This window comes from Mesorhizobium sp. WSM4840 (assembly GCF_055811755.1).
In genome coordinates this window covers 60,525-78,476 of sequence record NZ_JBVVQD010000028.1, presented here as the reverse complement: position 1 = coordinate 78,476, position 17,952 = coordinate 60,525, and the positions used below count along the sequence as shown (strand labels likewise).

General features: G+C 61.9%; 19 protein-coding genes. 6 read left to right on the top strand and 13 right to left on the bottom strand.

All coding sequences use genetic code 11. From position 1 onward, the window contains the following. Positions 1-30 precede the first annotated feature (30 nt). Positions 31-462 carry a hypothetical protein gene (locus AC0L3I_RS28680; protein WP_473529105.1) on the bottom strand — a complete coding sequence of 144 codons (432 nt, stop codon included), beginning with the start codon at positions 460-462 and terminating at the stop codon, positions 31-33. 184 nt (positions 463-646) lie between these two features. Between AC0L3I_RS28680 and AC0L3I_RS28675 the strand changes: the two genes are divergently transcribed. The 4 genes from AC0L3I_RS28675 (at position 647) to AC0L3I_RS28660 (ending at position 4,998) form a co-directional block, all read left to right on the top strand. Further along, complete coding sequence (locus tag AC0L3I_RS28675; RefSeq protein WP_023798910.1) at positions 647-910, top strand: hypothetical protein; 264 nt, start codon at positions 647-649, stop codon at positions 908-910. Positions 911-1,036: 126 nt separating this feature from the next. After that, positions 1,037-1,180 (top strand): hypothetical protein, encoded by a 144-nt coding sequence (locus tag AC0L3I_RS28670; protein ID WP_473529104.1) that lies wholly within the window; start codon positions 1,037-1,039, stop codon positions 1,178-1,180. A gap of 279 nt (positions 1,181-1,459) precedes the next feature. Continuing rightward, positions 1,460-4,021 (top strand): GcvT family protein, encoded by a 2,562-nt coding sequence (locus tag AC0L3I_RS28665; protein WP_473529103.1) that lies wholly within the window; start codon positions 1,460-1,462, stop codon positions 4,019-4,021. 128 nt (positions 4,022-4,149) lie between these two features. After that, positions 4,150-4,998 (top strand): DUF1194 domain-containing protein, encoded by an 849-nt coding sequence (locus AC0L3I_RS28660; protein WP_473486605.1) that lies wholly within the window; start codon positions 4,150-4,152, stop codon positions 4,996-4,998. Positions 4,999-5,048: 50 nt separating this feature from the next. Here AC0L3I_RS28660 and AC0L3I_RS28655 read toward each other — a convergent pair whose 3' ends face one another. The 3 genes from AC0L3I_RS28655 to AC0L3I_RS28645 form a co-directional block, all read right to left on the bottom strand. After that, entirely contained in the window at positions 5,049-6,050 is a 1,002-nt protein-coding gene (locus tag AC0L3I_RS28655; protein WP_473486604.1) for a GlxA family transcriptional regulator, read from the bottom strand. 293 nt (positions 6,051-6,343) lie between these two features. Further along, complete coding sequence (locus AC0L3I_RS28650) at positions 6,344-6,490, bottom strand: hypothetical protein (RefSeq protein ID WP_163602974.1); 147 nt, start codon at positions 6,488-6,490, stop codon at positions 6,344-6,346. 321 nt (positions 6,491-6,811) lie between these two features. Continuing rightward, on the bottom strand, positions 6,812-7,000 hold the full coding sequence (locus tag AC0L3I_RS28645) for a hypothetical protein (protein WP_077383673.1): 189 nt from the start codon (positions 6,998-7,000) through the stop codon (positions 6,812-6,814). A gap of 232 nt (positions 7,001-7,232) precedes the next feature. Here AC0L3I_RS28645 and AC0L3I_RS28640 point away from each other — a divergent pair, with 232 nt between their 5' ends. Continuing rightward, complete coding sequence (locus AC0L3I_RS28640) at positions 7,233-8,132, top strand: LysR substrate-binding domain-containing protein (RefSeq protein ID WP_029351948.1); 900 nt, start codon at positions 7,233-7,235, stop codon at positions 8,130-8,132. Position 8,133: 1 nt separating this feature from the next. Here the strand turns inward: AC0L3I_RS28640 and AC0L3I_RS28635 are convergent, their stop codons facing one another. From AC0L3I_RS28635 to AC0L3I_RS28595, 9 genes are all read right to left on the bottom strand, one after another. After that, positions 8,134-9,117 (bottom strand): alpha/beta hydrolase, encoded by a 984-nt coding sequence (locus AC0L3I_RS28635; protein ID WP_473486603.1) that lies wholly within the window; start codon positions 9,115-9,117, stop codon positions 8,134-8,136. 268 nt (positions 9,118-9,385) lie between these two features. Beyond that, positions 9,386-9,571: a hypothetical protein gene (locus AC0L3I_RS28630; protein WP_473486602.1), complete on the bottom strand. Its 186-nt coding sequence runs from the start codon at positions 9,569-9,571 to the stop codon at positions 9,386-9,388. A 190-nt stretch (positions 9,572-9,761) separates the two neighbouring features. After that, positions 9,762-11,891 (bottom strand): ASKHA domain-containing protein, encoded by a 2,130-nt coding sequence (locus tag AC0L3I_RS28625; protein WP_473529115.1) that lies wholly within the window; start codon positions 11,889-11,891, stop codon positions 9,762-9,764. Next, entirely contained in the window at positions 11,842-12,816 is a 975-nt protein-coding gene (locus AC0L3I_RS28620; protein WP_077383680.1) for a methyltetrahydrofolate cobalamin methyltransferase, read from the bottom strand. The genes AC0L3I_RS28625 and AC0L3I_RS28620 overlap by 50 nt, the downstream gene beginning before the upstream one ends. Positions 12,817-12,895: 79 nt before the next feature. Then, positions 12,896-13,987, bottom strand: coding sequence for a methylenetetrahydrofolate reductase (locus tag AC0L3I_RS28615; RefSeq protein ID WP_473529102.1), 1,092 nt, complete (start codon positions 13,985-13,987; stop codon positions 12,896-12,898). Then, a complete protein-coding gene (locus AC0L3I_RS28610) occupies positions 13,984-14,583 on the bottom strand; it encodes a methylenetetrahydrofolate reductase C-terminal domain-containing protein (protein WP_473529101.1) in 600 nt (199 codons plus the stop codon). The genes AC0L3I_RS28615 and AC0L3I_RS28610 overlap by 4 nt, the downstream gene beginning before the upstream one ends. Beyond that, positions 14,576-14,878: a virulence factor gene (locus AC0L3I_RS28605; protein ID WP_473486600.1), complete on the bottom strand. Its 303-nt coding sequence runs from the start codon at positions 14,876-14,878 to the stop codon at positions 14,576-14,578. The genes AC0L3I_RS28610 and AC0L3I_RS28605 overlap by 8 nt, the downstream gene beginning before the upstream one ends. Positions 14,879-15,118: 240 nt before the next feature. Then, complete coding sequence (locus AC0L3I_RS28600; protein WP_473486599.1) at positions 15,119-16,030, bottom strand: fatty acid desaturase; 912 nt, start codon at positions 16,028-16,030, stop codon at positions 15,119-15,121. A 282-nt stretch (positions 16,031-16,312) separates the two neighbouring features. Further along, the gene (locus tag AC0L3I_RS28595) at positions 16,313-16,885 is read right to left on the bottom strand and encodes a DUF4893 domain-containing protein (RefSeq protein ID WP_473486598.1); all 573 of its coding nucleotides are present in this window, start codon (positions 16,883-16,885) and stop codon (positions 16,313-16,315) included. Positions 16,886-17,008: 123 nt separating this feature from the next. Here AC0L3I_RS28595 and AC0L3I_RS28590 point away from each other — a divergent pair, with 123 nt between their 5' ends. Continuing rightward, complete coding sequence (locus AC0L3I_RS28590; protein WP_473529100.1) at positions 17,009-17,932, top strand: NAD-dependent epimerase/dehydratase family protein; 924 nt, start codon at positions 17,009-17,011, stop codon at positions 17,930-17,932. Positions 17,933-17,952 lie beyond the last annotated feature (20 nt).

The following is a 17,952-nucleotide window of genomic DNA, read 5'->3' as shown; positions in this document are numbered from 1 at the left end:
ATCCAAGCAAAAGCGTGGAAGCGGATCACCCTAGAAGTTTATGTGATCGAGTTGATCTGACGGATTGGTTCTTGAGAGGTGATGCCGGTTCTGCTCGTCAGTGTATCCGAGGAGCTTTCCCGATAGCCATTCCAACTGCGGGCACCAGGCGCCGCGGTGTAGAAGCTCGAGAAGCAGCGAAAAGGCTTCCACTCTCCATGCTTCGCCCTCGCGGGCGTAGAAATAATAGTCGATGTTGAGCCGGGTTCCTCCCGGTCCTTTTGCTTCGAAAGTTCGGAGATGCTCGGACAGCGTTCCATTTGCAACATGGGTGGCGAAGTCCTGATTGGCCAATGCATCGGATTTTTCAAAGCCGTCCACGCGCTCGTGGGCGAACATCGCTAAGGGCTTGGCCCCAGCAAGCATCATCTCCAGTTCACGATTGGTGTGCGGCGGGTATGGATAAGGCTTTTTGCCATTCATCTATTTCAATTCCCAACACTGCTGTGGAACGACACGGCGCTTCGGCTGAACGTTCCGAAAACCAATTGCGGCATGAATGCGGCATTCAGTTGCTGTTCAGCTTGCATCTCATATAAGCTCACATGCAAAGGGCGAGAATGCCTTGCGAAATGCAACAGAGGCGGTGGAAACACCGATACTGCAAATGTGGAAGTCTCTCGTCGCCGCCATTGCTTTTCTTGCCGTGGGCGGTTCAGCCTTCGCCGCCAGCGCGACCAACAAGGACGCCGAGACCCGCACACTCGTCGTGACCGAAGGCGGTGGCAAGACGGAGCTGGCGCTGGCCGCCGGCGAAACCGCGGAATTCTGCCCGACCGGCTGTTTCGTTACCATGCCGAATGGCGACCTCGAGGCGCTGACCGGTTCGGAAACGATCGAAATCTCAGGCGGCGTCGCCCGTATCAAGTAACGCGTAATCAAACGACGACTTGTCTTTCGAAGGCCGGGCAGTTGCCCGGCCTTTTATGGTTTCGGATCATCGAAACTTAACGATTCCCGCTCCGCCGGCGTCCTGTTTACGGCATTGGTGCTCGGGGTGCTGGCCCACGACACCCGCATCTACTTTCCCAATCTGATCCCGCCGTTCCTGCTGCTCGCCGGTCCCTTCAAGGCGCTGTGGGCGAGCATCAAAGGGCGTCGCGCCGCAGTGTTGCACGTCGTTCCAAAAAATGGATCATGAGTTCCGCCTCCAGCCTGGCGCGCATCATTTTCCCTTGAAGCAGCTGATCTCTCAACACCAGTGCCACGCGTCCTTTTGGACGCGCACAGGACGCCGTAGAGTTTTTTCTGCGCATAATCCCAGTGGAAATCGGTTCCGATTTTTCGGGTTATGCGCCGGGGTCGCGCCGCACCTGCAGCGTGTCGCAAACAGGCGGTAGCACGATGGCCGTCGCCTGCATATTGTGCGCCGATCAAGCGGGTGCGGGCGCCCGCAGCAGCACTTTTGGAGTCGCGGGCAATGGCAGGGTTTCCGGAAAAGGCGAAGGTCGTCATCGTCGGGCTGGGCGGCATTGTCGGTGCATCGGTCGCCCACCACCTGATCGAGCGCGGATGGGACGACATCGTCGGCATCGACAAATCGGGCATCCCGACCGATATCGGCTCGACGGCGCACGCCTCCGACTTCTGCTACACGACCAGCCATGATTTCCTGTCCTGCTGGACGACGCTCTACTCCATCGATTTCTACGAAAAGATGGGCCATTACGCCCGCATCGGTGGCCTTGAGGTCGCCCGCGTCGGCGACGATGATCGCATGGAGGAGATCAAGCGCAAGATCGCCTCGGCAAAGGCTTTCGGCACGCGTGCCCGCCTGATCGAACCGGCCGAGATCAAGCAGAAGTTCCCGCTGATCGAAGAAGAGATGGTGCAGGGCGGCCTCTGGGATCCCGATGCCGGTCTCGTCATCCCGCGCTCGCAAACGGTCGCCGGCAAGCTGGTCGACCAGGCGGAAGCCTCCGGCAAACTCAAATCCTTCGCCAACACACCGGCCAGGTCGCTTATCGTCGAGAACGGTCGCATCAAGGGCGTGGTGACCGATCGCGGCACCATCGAAGCCGACTATGTGATTGTTTGCGCGGGTATCTGGGGCCGGTTGATCGCGGAAATGGTGGGCGAGGACCTGCCGGTGATGCCGATCGACCATCCGCTCACCTTCTTCGGGCCGTACACCGAGTTCGCCGGCACCGGCAAGGAGATCGGCTGGCCGCTGCTGCGCGACCAAGGCAACTCGGCTTACATGCGCGACACCGGCGATCCCAAGACCGCCGAAGGCGGGCAGATCGAGTGGGGCTACTACGAAGAGACCAATCCGCGCCTTTGCCATCCGCGCGACCTTCTGGAGAAGGACCAGGCCCGTCTTTCGCCCTCGCAGCGCGACCTCGACATGGAACAGATCCTCGCCCCGCTCGAGCGGGCCATGGAACTGACGCCGATCCTGGGCGAACTGGGCTACAATGAGAGTCATTCCTTCAACGGGCTTCTGCAGGTGACGGCAGACGGCGGCCCCTCCATGGGCGAGAGCCAGAAGGTGCGGGGCCTCTGGTATGCCGTCGCGATCTGGGTCAAGGACGGCCCCGGCATGGGCAAGCTCATCGCCGACTGGATGACGGACGGCCGGACGTCGATTGACCATCATGCCATCGACTATTCGCGCTTCTATCCGCACCAGACGCAAGAGCAGTTCATCTGGGACCGCTGCACCGAAACGGCGATGAAGGTCTACAATCCGGCGGTGCATCCGCGCGAGCCCTTCTCCAAGGCCCGCAACGTGCGCCGCTCGCCTTTCTGGGAGCGCGAGAAGGAACTCGGCGGCTATTTCATGGAGCTCGGCGGCTGGGAGCGCGCCCATGGCTATGCCGCCAACGAGCACCTGCTCGAAAAATACGGCAACCGGGTGCCGGTACGCGAAAACGAGTGGGACAACCGCCATTTCTGGCGCGTCTCCAACGCCGAGCATCTCGCAATGAGCGAGGATTGCGGCATCGTCAACCTGTCGCACTTCGCGATGTACGATGTGGAGGGTCCGGATCATGTCGCGCTGATGGAGTGGCTGTGCGCGGCCAAGATCGGCGGCGACGGCAATATCGGCAAAGGCATCTACACCCATTTCCTCGACGATCACGGCATGGTGCGCGCTGACCTGACGGTCATCCGCATGGCCGACCGCTGCCGGGTCATCGACGGCGCAGATGCCGGCCCGCGCGACTTCCAGTACATGCGGCGGACGGCAGAAGACAAAGGGTTCGACGTCACCGTCACCGACGTGACCGAAAAATACGTGACCATCGGCATCTGGGGTCCGAACGCGCGCTCGACTTTGCAGAAGGTCGTCGAGGACCCGGATGGCCTGACGCCGGAGAACTTTGCCTTTGCGGCAATCAAGCCTGTCAGGATCGCCGGAAAGGACGTGACCGCTTTCCGCATCTCCTATGTCGGCGAGCAGGGCTGGGAACTGCATATGCGATACGAAGACGGGCTGGCCGTATGGGACGCGTTGCGTTCGACCGGCGTAATGGCCTTTGGCGTCGAGACCTATGCCAACAGCCGCCGCATGGAGAAGAGCCTGCGCCTGCAGAATGCCGACCTTCTGACCGAGTACAATCTGCTGGAGGCCGATCTTGCCCGCCCGAAGGTGAAGGAGGCTGATTTCAGCGGCAAGGCAAAGCATCTGGAATATCGCGCCCGCGCGCATCAGCCGGCCATGCTTTGCACGCTTGTCATGACGGATAATATCGATTCCAGGGGCGTTGCCCGTCATCCCGTCGGCACGATGCCGGTGATGGACCCGCAAACGGGTGAGACGCTGGTCGACGAACTCGGCCGCCGGTCTTTCACAACCTCGATCGCCTACGGCCCGACCATCGGCAAGAACATTGCGCTCGCCTATCTGCCCTGGGCGTATTGCCAGGAGGGCCGCAAGCTGACTGTCGAATATTTCGGCGAGAAATACCCGGTCGAAGTGGCCGCCGTCGGCTACAGACCGCTCTACGATCCGGAGAACCTCAATCCACGCAGCTAAGCGTTGACTGTCTACGGGTCCTCCCGCAGGAGGGTAAGGGGCGGGTTCGCAAAAACGTGAACGCAAAGACTTAGCCCGGCGCCGGGCTTTTCGCTTTATGACACGACGATTCTCGCTTACCTTACCGCATGTCTGCTTTTCCCCACGCAAGACATCTCCTCTCTGCTACGGCCGCGCTTGCGCTGGTGCCTTGGCTGACGCCGGAATCCCGCGCCGCCGAGCCTGTCGACATCGAGCTGGTTCTAGCCGTCGACGTTTCGCTTTCGATGTCGCCGGCCGAACTCGAAATCCAGCGTCGCGGCTATGTCGCGGCGCTGACGCACGACACGGTCTTGCAGGCCATCGCCGATGGCGCCTATGGCAAGATTGCCGTCACCTATGTCGAATGGGCCGGCACGACCTGGCAGCATGTCATCGTGCCGTGGACGGTAATCGCCAATCGTGCCGACGCGGAGCGGGTGGTCGAGCAACTCTCCGCCCATATGCCCAACAGCGCCCGGCGCACCTCGATTTCCGGTGCCTTGCAATTCGGCAGCGATCTCTTCGCCGAAAGCGGCTTTCAAGGCGTCAAGCGCGTCATCGACATTTCGGGCGATGGCCCCAACAATCAAGGTGCTCCCGTCGACATCACCCGTGACGGGCTGGTCAAGCAAGGCATCACCATCAATGGCCTGCCGCTGATGACCCGGAGCGGCTTCACCAGCGTCTACGACGTCAACTATCTCGACCGCTACTACACCGACTGCGTCATCGGTGGGCCCGGCGCGTTCATGATCCCGGTCAATGAGTGGACGCAGTTTCCCGAAGCGATCCGCCGCAAGCTGGTGCTCGAGCTTGCCGGGCCTGACTCACCGCGATGGGCGGCGGAAGAAGCGGCGCATCTGCCGGTCGTGCTGGCGCAAGACAAGCCGGCCACCGACTGCCTGGTCGGCGAGAAAATGTGGCGCGACCGAAGCTGGATGTTCGACAGTCGCTAGAGTATCGGACCCTCTAGACTTGGCGAGCTCCTCGCCGGGAGGCATGGCGTCTACGCGACCAGCAACTGCTTGCGATCGACGCGCTCCTGCTGCGGCGAGCGCGCATAGAGCTCGCGGTAGCATTTGGAGAAATGCGAGGCGGAGACGAAGCCGCAGGCGACCGCCACTTCGACCACCGGCATCGATGACTGGATCAGCAAGTGCCGGGCCCGGTCGAGGCGGATTTCCAGATAATAGCGGGCAGGGGATCGTCCCATCTCGGTGCGGAACAGGCGCTCGATCTGCCGGCGCGACAGGTCAACGTGATCGGCGATCTCGATCAGCGACAGCGGCTCGGACAGGTTTGCCTCCATCAATTCTATGATGGTCAGCACCTTGGAGTTCTGTACGCCAAGGCGTGCGCGCAGCGGCAGGCGCTGGCGATCGGTCGGGCTGCGTACGCGGTCAGTCAAAACCTGCTCGCAGACCCGGTTGACGAGGTTGTCGTCGAAATCGTCGCCGATCAGCTTCAGCATCATATCGAGCGCCGCGGTGCCGCCGGCGCAGGTATAGATGTTCTGGTCGATCTCGAAGAGGTCGGCAAAGACATTGGCCTTCGGGAACGCCTCGGAAAAGCCCGGCAGGTTTTCCCAATGAATGGCGCAGCGCTTGTTGGACAACAGGCCGGCGGAAGCCAGTATATGCGCGCCAGTGCACAGGCCGCCGATGGCGACGCCGCGGTTGTATTCCTCGCGCAGCCAGGCAAAGGCCGATCTGTTCTGGTAGCGCTCGACATTGATGCCGCTGCAGACGACCGCCATGTTCGGCCGTTCGGGGCCGGACATCTTCTTGCGTTCGTCCTCCAGCGAAGTGTTGACGGCGCATTCGACCCCGTTCGAGGCTCGCACCGGCTTGCCGTCGATGCTGGCGAGCCGCCAGCGGTAGGCCTCGTAGCCGAGCATCCGGTTGGCCGAGCGCAACGGATCGAGCGCCGTCGCAAATGCGATCATGGTGAAATCGGGGACCAGGAAGAATACAAACGATCGCCTGACCGGATGATTTACGACGTTCACAGGGTAGCCCTCACGCTGCAATGGCGCGAACAGGATGTCGCGATCAGCATAGCGACATCAGGAAAAACCTTTCCTGTCAATTGGCTAGGCGGCGACGGAAAGACTTTATTTGCGACACGGGTCGCAAATGGGCAATCGCTATACGTTGACGGTCCCAACATGCCGCCGGATTGAGCAAAATATGCGGCATGTGGTCGGCACATGACAAAAAAACGCCGCCTCGGCAAAACCGAAGCGGCGCTGTGATCAACTTCGAAGCAGCAGCAGGGAGCGCCGCTTGCGAGCTTGTCAGATCAGGCGACGAAGCCGAGGCGCGCGGCGGCCACGGCGCCGGTCTGGCCAGGCATGGTGTTGGCAAGGCGCTGGCGCTCGAGCGCGGTCGTCAGGTTCATTTCACGGCGAGAAAAAAGGCGGGCAAAAAGCTTCATCATCATCTCCATTCGGTTGCTCAGACGGGTCGCCTTCGCTTGATGGAGTGGGGCAGCTCGTTGGCTGGCGCTGATATAGGCTTACGTGAGGGGAAACTAAATCGCAAAAGCGAACCACTTGATATGAAAAGCGACACGGAATGTGACAAATTTTGGCAACTGGCAAGATTTGTGATTATTTATAGGGCGTTAGCTCGAAATATGGGCTGCTATGCAGCCTGTTCATATGCGCCATGCGGCGGTGACATGGCTCCAAAAAACATTTGATTACAAATAAAAAGGCCTGCCGGACATGATCTGCGCGGCAGGCCTTCAGCTTTGACTACACACGATCTATTTTGCTCCACCAGCCCAGGATCCAACGCCATGGCGAGTGCCGGTCTTGGTGTCGGCGGCTTCGGGCCAGCCGATATCCTTCTGCAGTTCGATCGGCAGAGAGCGGATGGCGCGTTCGGTCTGGTAGCGGGCGCGAGCCGCGCTGAATTCGGTCGCGATGCGGCCGATGGATGACAGGATGGACATTTTCATTCTCCTTTACGTTGAGCCGGGAGTTTGCCGGTCGCTCCGCACACGAAGCGCTACTTCAGGTTTGTTTCAGCTTCATTTCGTGTCGATTGCAGATCCGTGTCATGGGCCGTTTCAAGGCACTTTCGATACGTCTGCCTTCGATGGAGTTGACTATCCTCCCAAAGTGATGTTCAATCAAACGAAATGGAATGATGGTTTGCATCAGAAAAATTGAAGATGGATCCCGATGAACGCCCCACTCAATCATCCGTTGCCGCTGCTCGATCTCGACGTCTTGCGCACCTTCGTGGCAATCGCCGAGACCGGCAGCTTCACCACCGCGGCCAATGCCGTCTTCCGCACGCCGTCGGCCGTTTCCATGCAGATCAAAAAGCTGGAGGACATTCTTGGCCGCTCCGTGTTCGCGCGCGATGCGCGCTCGGTGACGCTGACCACGGATGGCGAGATGCTGCTCGGCTACGCCCGCCGGCTGTTGTCGATCAACCGCGAGGTGGTATCGAAGTTCATCATCCCCGATATCGTCGGGGTGGTGCGGCTCGGCTCGCCGGACGATTATGGCGAGCGCGTGCTGCCGCATGTGCTGAAGCGTTTTGCGCAGTCGCATCCTTCGATCGCGGTCGACGTCACCATCGACCAGAGCAGCAATCTGCGCCGGCGCATGGACGACCGGGCGCTCGATATCACGCTGCTCACCAATTCCTACAAGACCAGCGCACTCGGCGCCGAAGTGCTGCTCACCGAACCGATCGTCTGGGCCGGCGCCAAGGGTGGCTGCGCGCATCTGCGCGAACCGCTGCCGGTGTCCTTGTGGGAAGAGGGCTGCGCCTGGCGGGCCGGGGCGCTCGAAGCGCTCGGCCGTGAGGGCCGCAACTATCGCGTCGCCTATATGAGCGCGCACACGGCCGGCCAGCGCGCCGCAATCATGTCCGACCTCGCGGTGGCGCCGCTGCCGAAATCGTTCCTCGGCAGCGACATGGTCGAGCTTTGCCCGAAGGACGGCATGCCGGATATCGGCACCTACAATCTGGCCATGGTCGTGGCGCCGGACGCCAGCGCGCCGGTGAAGGCGGTCGCCGACCACATCCGTGCGACCTTCGAAGTGTTCAGGGAAACCGGGAAATTTTGATTCAGGACCTCAACGGCGCAGCCAGGTTGTGAGCGGTGACGTCGCGATCTGTCCTTTGCAGCGCCAATTCGCCGGCCTTGGCGTGATAGCTCTCGGTTTCGCTGGTTAAAAACGCCACGATGCTGTCTCGCGCGCGACGCGCTTCTGGCATGTCGATCAGCGGCCAGACATGGAACATGCCTTGCTCGTGGACGACCTCTATCTCGACACCGGCGGCACGGGCCTTTTGCGCGAAGACCAGATTGTCGGGGGTCAGCATATCGCGCGAACCGGTCAGAAGCAGCGTTTTCGGCAACACCGAGAGGTCACCGTAAAGCGGGCTGATGCGCCAGTCGCTGGGATTTATGCCGGCACTGTAGAGCCGGACCGCCTCCAGCCCGCCAGGAATTCCCAGCCACGGATCGTAGCGTTCCGCCTCGAACACTTCGGGGTTGGCAAGCGACAAATCGAGGCCGGGCGAAATCAGCACGTGGCGCGACGGCAAGGGCTGGTCGTCTTCCGCGGCCATCATGGTCAGCACCACGGCCATGTTGCCGCCGGCGGAATCACCCATGAAGACGATGTCTTGCGCTTCCGTCTCGTCGAGCATCTGACGGTAGACCTTGCCGACCATGCCGAACATGGCGTGGAAATCGTGTTCGGGAGCAATGGGATAGATCGGCACGGTGATACCGAAGCCCAGCCTGTCGGCCATATCGGCGATCAGTCCCCAGTGATAGGACGTGATTTGAAAGACATAGGCGCCGCCATGCAGGTAGAGGATACGCTTTCGCTCGCCGGTCTTTGGCGCGATCTCGTAGACGGGAAAACCGTCCACGCTGCACGTTGTGATCTCGAAACGCGATCGCAGCGATGCGGGCGGCTGGTGGTTCTCCGTCTTGCGCGCATAGGCAATCCAGCGCTGCAGGTTTTCCGGGCTGGAGAAGGCTTTCTTGCGGCTATACCTGAGCACGAAGGAAACGACGTGGCTTTTGATACTTGGCATGCGGACACACGGACTTCGGCTGAGCCGACTAAGAGAACCCCTCGCTATCGAAGATCGTGCCTTCGCCCAGAATGTCAAGATTTGCACGGTTTCAACACGGTTGTGTGATTCAGCCATAAGCAAGACCGGCGGTGGTCATTGCCCATGTGCCGCCGCAACGCTCATCGCGGAGGCAGCAGTGCGGCGCGCAGCCGACTGTCGCTTGCTGCCGGAGCCGCATGACGGCTCCGGCGCTTGGCCAGCAGCTTGCATTTGTCGGCGAAGGTCATCAGCGCGCCGAACCCAGAAGCAGGGCCGGGGAGGTGACCTGCGGGTCTTCGCGCGGCGACACGGGCCAGCCGATGTCCCTCTGAATTTCGGGCGGCAGGCTGTTCAGGGCCCGGACCGACCTGTTCCTGTTGTGCGCATGCCTGATGGCCGCACCAAAGCGGCCGAGGCTCTCGAACATCGACATCTTCATCTCCCTTGGAGTGCTGCGGCGGCTGAAAGTTATTTCCTGCCTGCCGTTCGATGCCGGTTAAATGCGCCATGCATGTATCTGGTGGATTTCACGAAAACAGCGCCTTGTTTCAGTTTGGGCTGATCCGGAAACATTTGCATGCAAACGAGAATGAGGGCGAAGTGCAGCTTTTAGCAGCGGGATGCTACCCCCGGCCACGCCGTGCCGCGTGGCCTTCGCGCGAACGCCGCCGCGGGGCGGCATCGCCGGCAATGCCGTCCTCGCTGACGGTCTTGCGCGGTGGCAGTTTCACCGCCGCCGATAGTTTCGGGAACGGGTCGACCTTGTTCGGCAGCGCCATGGCATAGACGAAATGCTCCTGGAATCTCGGCTCCAGCGCGGTCTCGATCTTCTCGATCCGGCTCACCGTTTCCTCGATCTCGCGGCGATAGCCGCGGTTCAAGAGTGCCATGCGCGCGCCGGCCCCGGCGGCGTTGCCGACGGCCGAGACCTTGTCGAGATCGCAGTCGGGGATCAGTCCCAGCACCATTGCGTATTTCGGATCGATGAAGGAGCCAAAGGCGCCGGCGAAGTGGATGCGATCGACATGATCAGTATGCTGCTTTTCCATCAAAAGCTTGGTGCCGGCATAGAGGGCGGCCTTCGCGAGTTGGATGGCGCGCACATCGGTCTGGGTGATGGTGATCCTGGGTTCACCCTCCTTCAGCACGTAAGAGAAGGTGCGGCCATTCGCGGTGACCCGCGGCGAGCGGGCGGAGAGCCCGCCATCGACGACACCGTCCTCGGAGATGATGCCGGCCAGATACATTTCGGCGACCACCTCGATGATGCCGGAGCCGCAGATACCGGTGACGCCGGTTGCCTGCACGCTGTCGAGGAAGCCGGGTTCGTCGGACCACAGTTCCGAGCCGATGACGCGGTATTTCGGCTCCAGCGTGTCGGGATCGATGCGGACGCGCTCGATGGCGCCGGGAGCGGCGCGCTGGCCGCCCGAGATTTCAGCGCCCTCGAAGGCCGGACCGGTGGGCGAGGAGGCCGCCACGACCCGCTGGCGATTGCCGAGCACGATCTCGGCATTGGTGCCGACGTCGACGATCAGCATCATCTCGTCCTGGCGGTGCGGGCCTTCCGACAGTGTCACCGCCGCCGCGTCGGCGCCGACATGGCCGGCGATGCAAGGCAGCATGTAGAGCCTGGCGCCCTGGTTGAGCTTCAGGCCGATATCCGACGCCTTGATGTGCACGGCACCCGAGACGGCCAGCGCGAAGGGTGCGCCGCCGAGTTCGGTCGGGTCGATGCCGAGGAACAGATGGTGCATGATCGGATTGCCGACGAAGACGGAATCCAGGATGTCATTGCGCTGGACATTGCCTTCCGCGCAGACCTTGTCGACGAGACCCGAGATCGCCTCGCGCACCGCGACCGTCATGCCCTCGCGGCCGTCCGGGTTCATCATCACATAGGAAACGCGGCTCATCAGATCCTCGCCGAAGCGGATCTGCGGGTTCGACGTGCCCGACGAGGCGGCGACGCGGCCCGACAGCAGCGACACCAGATGCATGGCGATGGTGGTCGAGCCGATATCGCAGGCAAGCCCGTAAGCCTCGTTCTTGAGGCCGGGCCACAACGAGATGACCCGCGCGGTCTCGCTTTCGGCATCCTTGTGGATGGCGGCGGTCGCGGTCCAGTTGCCCTTGCGCAAGATGCCTTGCACCTGCGGCAACAGATGGAAATCGAAATCGAGGCTCTTGAGCCCCCAGTCCTTCATCAGCGCGATCTTCAGGCGATCGAGATCGCCTGATGGATTGTGCATGTCGGGCTCTTCGATCTCGACATAGCACATGTGGATTGCCGAATCGCGGGCGATGACCCGGGTGTCGGCGTCCTTGCGGATGGTCTGCGCGTTGATGACCGTGTCCTGCGGCACGTCGACGACGAGATCGCCGAGGATCTGCGCCGAGCAGGACAGGCGGCGGCGTTCGGGGAGGCCGCGCACGCGTTCGTAGCGCTCTTCCTTGGCGCCCTTGGGCGAGATGTGGTCGTTGGAGGAAACGATCTTGTGCTTGGCGAAATTGCCTTCCTGCACCTCGACCTGGCAGCGCCCGCAAGTGGCGCGTCCGCCGCACACGCTCTCGACATAGACGCCGAGCTGGCGTGCGGCATCGAGCACCGGCGTGCCGACCGGAAACCGCCCGCGCTTGCCGGATGGCATGAACAGCACGAGCGGATCGGTGATGTTGGCAGGAGAGTTCACGATTGCGCGCTTATCCTCGGGCCATACGGGCTTCACGGCCACCGCGCCGGCGGCCGCCATTGCCATTGCCTTCGCCCGGCGCATTGACTTGTGTGGGCGCCGCGATCGCCTGGCCGCCTTCGGCCGGCTTGTAGTCCTTGTAGGTCCTGATCCAGTTGGTGCAGTTCTCGTCGGTGCCGTTCAGCACGTTGGCGCCGCGCACCGCTTCCATCTCCTGCGGCCGCACCGGGTTCATGATCGCCGAGGTCATGCCGGCGCCGATCACCATCGGGATGAAGGCGGCATTAATGCCGTGGCGATGCGGCAGGCCGAACGAGATGTTTGACAGGCCGCAGGTGGTGTTGACCTTGAGCTCCTCACGCAGCCGGCGCAGGAGGGCAAAGACCTGGCGGCCGGCGTCGCCCAGCGCGCCGATCGGCATGACCAGCGGGTCGACGACCACGTCATGCGCCGGAATGCCGAAATCAGCGCAGCGCTCGACGATCTTCTTGGCGACGGCGAAACGCACATCCGGATCCATCGAAATGCCTGTCTCGTCATTGGAGATGGCGACAACCGGAACATTGTATTTCTTGACCAGCGGCAGGATGGCTTCGAGCTTCTCTTCCTCGCCGGTGACGGAATTGACCAACGGCCGGCCCTTGGCGACCTTGAGCGCCGCCTCGATCGCGGCGGTCACAGAACTGTCGATCGACAGCGGCAGGTCGACCAGGCCCTGCACGATCTCCAGCGTCTGCACCAGGAGGCCGGGTTCGGTCTCGTTCGGATTGACCGAGGTGACGCCGGCATTGACGTCGAGCATGGTCGCGCCGCAGGCGGCCTGTTCGAGCGCGTCCCTGATGACGGTATCGAAATTGCCTGCGATCATCTCCGCCGCGAGCTTCTTGCGCCCGGTTGGATTGATGCGCTCACCGATCACGCAGAAGGGCTGGTCGAAGCCGATAATGATTTCTCGTGTCGCCGAGGCGACGATCGTCCGGGTCATGAAATCTCTCCCTCGTGATATAAAGACTTCTTTATATCGTTTCTGAATTCGATCAAGCGAATGGTGACCGTCCGCGCCATCAATGCGCGGTCTTGACCATGTCGACCTGCGTTTCGGTGATCTCGTCGTGCAATATGTGGTCGAGCCGCTCGGCGACGAGCTGGTCGTCGCGGCGGATTTCGCGTTTCCAGGGCTGGCGGCCCTTCAGCACGCCCGATTCATCGACGATCTCGGCGACATATTCCTCCTGGCGATAGGCCATGACATGGACGCCGGAGACGCCGGGAATCTCTTTCACCTCGTTGATGATGTCGATGCAGAGCTGCTTGCCTTCCTTCTTCTGGTCTTGGGCGCCTTCCAGCCGCTTGACGATCGAATCGGGGATATGGATGCCCGGCACGTTGGAGCGGATCCATTTGGCCGTCTTGGACGAGGCCAGCGGCCCGACGCCACACAGGATGAAGCATTTTTCCGTGAAACCGAGATCGCGGACCTGCTGCATGTAGGTGCGGAACATCGGCACGTCGAAGCAGTACTGGCTTTGCACGAACTGCGCGCCGGCGGCGATCTTCTTGCCGAGCCGATATGGCCGGAAATCGTAAGGCGGCGCGAAAGGATTGATCGCAGCACCGAGGAAGATCTGTGGCGGCGTCGTCAGCTTGCGGCCGGACAGGAACTTGCCGTTGTCGCGCATGATGCGGCAGGTTTCGAGAAGCGACATACAGTCGAGATCGAACACCGGCTTGGCGCCGGGTTGATCTCCGGCCTGCACGCCGTCGCCGGTCAGGCACAGCATGTTGGCGACGCCCATCGCCGCCCCGCCCAGCACGTCGCCCTGGATGGCGATGCGGTTCCTGTCGCGGCAGGCGATCTGCATGATCGGGGCATAGCCCATGCGGGTCAGCAGCGCACAGATGCCGACCGACGACATGTGGCAGTTGGCGCCCGACGCGTCGACGGCGTTGATGGCGTCGACCCAGCCGTCGAAGATTTTGGCGCGGTTGTAGACGTCTTCGGGGTCGGCGCTGTCGGGCGGGTTGAGCTCGGTCGTCACCGCGAATTCGCCGCGCCGCAAGACGCGCTCCAGACGGCCGCACGAGGTGTGGCCGGGCAGGGGGTCGAGCGGCAGATGGATGCCGGCCGGGTTCTCGTCGGGCTGGCGGGCGATCATGCCGATGCCCCGGGGTTCGCAGCGTTGCGGGCGGCTTCGCGAGCGGCGGCGGCCTGTGCAGTCACCCGCAGCCAGGCCGACGTCTCGCGCAGCGACTGGTCAACCGGCTTCTGCACGTCGAGGATCTTGTCGCCATGCACCATGTTTCGCGAGCCTTCCCAGGCCTTGACCCAGACGCACGGCATATCAGGCTCGACCTCGCAATTGCCGTTGGCGCGCACACCGCCGCAAGGACCGTTGCGCAATTGTTTGGGGCAATTCATCGGGCACGACATGCCGGTGGAAGAAAGGATGCACTGGCCGCACATGCGGCAGTCGAACATAAAACCCTTGACGCGTTTTTCGACGAATTTGACCGGCCCTTCGACGCGGCTGTAGCCGATGCCCTTCCACAGCGGGTGGAGAGTCAGGAACATGTCGGCAAACCTGGCGTAGAACCATTCGAGCAGTCGCGAGTGGCGCACGGACCACAGCCTGACAGCGAAGGAGCGCTGCACGCGCCGCTGCGGCGACACGTCGGCCGGCTTGTAGTCGGATTTCGGCGCTGCCTTCTTGACCAGAGTGGCCTGGGTAATCGCCGGGTTCGTTTCAGACATCTTCTTTTCCGCCCGCCTTGACCAGAGCGACCAGCCGCTCGCGGTCGTATTTCGCGTCGATGTCCTGAAAGGCTTTTTCAGCCTCGCCTTCAAGATCATCGCTGACCGGCACGGGGTCGGCCTTGCGCCATTCGGCCAGGTAGTCGTCGGTGCCGCCGGCGCCGGTGCGCATCGCGCACATGTCGATCGCCTCGGTAAAGCGCAGCGGCATTTCGCGTTTGGCGTTCTGCCGGCCTTTCTTGACGATGACCTGGGCGGGGATGTCGCGCCAGTAGACGACGATCAGATCGGCCATGAATTCCTGCTCCCGTAGAGCGCCGTGGTCCAATCGGATGGACAAAGGACGCTCTACCACTTTGACTCAGCTGCATCGTGCTTTCCGGAGATCGATCTTCAGGCCGATGCAGTGGTTCCGAGCATTGCCGGAACCGCTGTTGGGCTGCTTGTTATGGGACGACGCGCGCGCATTCAAAAGCGACGCAATTGGAGGCCGAAAGGGAAAGATGAAAGTTTTCGGTATTTGGCTTGGTATGGATCAGCCGGCGCGACGATCGAAGCTGCCGACAAGCTTCCTGTGGAAGCGGACATAGCCTCGCTCGGTCGTGCGCAGATGTTCGGCGACAATCTGGTGGAAACGCGGCAGGCGGTGAAAGGGAACGGCCGGATAGGAATGGTGCTCGGAGTGGTAAGGCATGTTCCACGCCACGAAGCGTATCAGCCGTGTGGTAAAGGTGGTGCGGGTGTTTTCGAGCATGTTGGCGACATGCGGGCAGAGCGCGTGCTCGGCCAACAGATAGGCCCGCAAAAACGGCTGGCCGACGAGCACCGGCACAATCCAGACCCACAGCAGCAGCGCCGACTGCACGGCCAGGGAGGCCGCCAGCAGCACCGCATAGGCGATCAGAAACCAACGTGCTTCCGAAATCACCTTGTCGCGGCCATTGTCCGGCACGAAGCCGTCGCGGTTGCGGCCGGCCGCGTTGACGACGATCACGCGCGCCATGCCGGTACAGTAGGGGACGCCGGAGAGATAGCGCAGGTACTGGGTTATGGTCTCCGGTTTCGGAGCCATCAGTTCGGGATCATTGTCCGGATCGTGCGTGTGGCGATGGTGCGCGAAATGGAAATAACGGAACCATGCCGGCGGCAGCAGGATCAGGAAGCCGGTCACGGTGGCGATGGCGCGATTGAGCCACGGCGTCCTGAAGGCCGTTTCGTGGATGGTTTCGTGCAACAGCGTGAAGAAAAAGACGATCAGGATCCCCTGCGGCAGCACGAGAACCGGCCAGAACGGAATGCGGGCGGCGATCAGCGCACCCAGCAGGACGACCAGCCCGCCGTGAACAGCCAGCCGGATAATGCCGGGCCTGTCCAGTTTGGCGGTGAGGTCGCGACGATCACCGACCGAAAGGCTGGCGATGATGGTGCGGTGGTCGATTTCGCTCATAGGGGCCAAGCTTATCGCCGGGGCGCTGTCCGGTAAATCGGCGCTCGTTGCCAGACGCCGGTTTTTGCGCCGGTCCAGAGATAGAACCAGATCGTCGGATGACCACTGTTTCGAGGGCAGGCCGGGATATGATGTGGCAAGCTTGCGGCTGCGCATCCCTGACCGCCTCGATGCTATCGCGTGAGAATGCCGCCTGCCGCAGCGCGTAGCTTGAAATCGTATCGCCTGCCTCAGGCTTGCCGCGCACCTGCCGCAGCACGCCGCAAGCTAGGGATCGCGGGCTCAGCGCTTGAATTCAAGGATGTCGAGCTTCGATTCGTAATAGGGCGCCGGGAACTCGATGCGCCATTCGTTGGCGCTGTTGCGAAAGGTATAGCCGACCTGATCGCTTTGTGGGCCGCCGCCATAGGGTTTTGCAGGATCGTCGTTGACAGAAAGGGAGCCGAGATAGATCGAGCGCTTTTCGCCGTCGTCGAAGAAACGTCCCTTGGTGCGCTGCGAACCGGTGATTTTTTCCAGCATCCAGCCCGAACCGTCGTCGCTCACCTTGCACTTGAACCAGCCATAAATGACGAGCGGACTCAGCCCGCCGGCCTTGATGGTACGGCACTGCCAGTTGCCGGTCAGGTCCTTGTCGGAAAACGAGACCAACGGCTTTGCCAGCAAGGCGTCGAGCTGCTTGATATCGGCGGCGTCGCCAGCCCTGGCTTCGTCAAGGGCTGCCTTGCGCGTCTCGTCATATTTGTCGAGCCGCACCTTGTCGGCGGGCGTGATCAGCTTCTGCACCTCGCCATCGGCGAGCGCGGGCAGAGCGAAGCAGACAACGCCTGCGGCAATCAGGAGGCGAGCGACCATCGGTGCGTGTCCTGGTCGAAAGCTGGATCAGCCTGTTTTCTCGTTTGGCATACAACTTACCCGTTCGCGGCGACCTGTCATCCGTGCTTAACAGCGATCGGGTTAAAAATCGTGATTTCGCCGATGCGGATCTTGCTTTCGGGATCGTCAGGCTGGCTGGGGAGCGCGCTAGCGCCGCGCCTGCGGGCTCTTGGCCATGGCGTCATCGGCCTCGATCCCGCCCCGTCGGCGCAAACGCAGGTGATCGGCTCGGTCGCCGACCGTGATCTGGTCATGCGGACGGTCAGGGAAAACCGCATCGAGGCGATCATCCACAGCGGCGCGCTGCACAAGCCTGACATCGAACACAACCGTAATGAGGATTTCATCGAGACGAATGTGCGCGGCACGCTCAACCTGCTCGACGCGGCGGTGACATCAGGCGTTCAGCGCTTCATCTTCACGTCGACGACCTCGCTGATGGTCTCGAAAGCCATAAGCGCCGGCTTGACCGGCGGTGCGGGCAGGGCCGCCTGGCTGACGGAAGACGTGTCGCCCGAGCCGCGCAACATCTACGGCGTAACCAAGCTTTCGGCCGAGCATCTTTGCCGCCTCTATCACATCCAGTCCGCACTGCCGGTGATCGTGCTGCGCACTGCCCGGTTCTTTCCCGAAGCAGACGACATGGCGCATGCGATCGAGCAGTCGGACGCCAACACCAAGGTCAATGAGCTGTTGTTCCGCCGACTGACGGTGGAAGATGCCGCCGAGGCCCATGTCGCGGCGCTGGAGAAGGCGCCACAACTAGGCTTCGACATCTTCATCATCTCGGCGCCAACGCCGTTCCGGCCTGATGATTGCGAGGCATTGATCGCTGACGCGCCGCCCGTCGTCGCCCGCTATTTTCCGGAATTTCCGGCGCTCTATGCGCGAAAGGGCTGGACGATGTTTTCCTCGATCGACCGCGTCTACGACGCCTCGCGGGCGCGGGACAGGCTGGGCTTCGTCTGCAAGGCGAGCTTTGCCGCTGTGCTCGCCGGGCTTGCAGCGGAAGATGGTGCCGCCTGATCGAACGGTCAGCTGTGTGC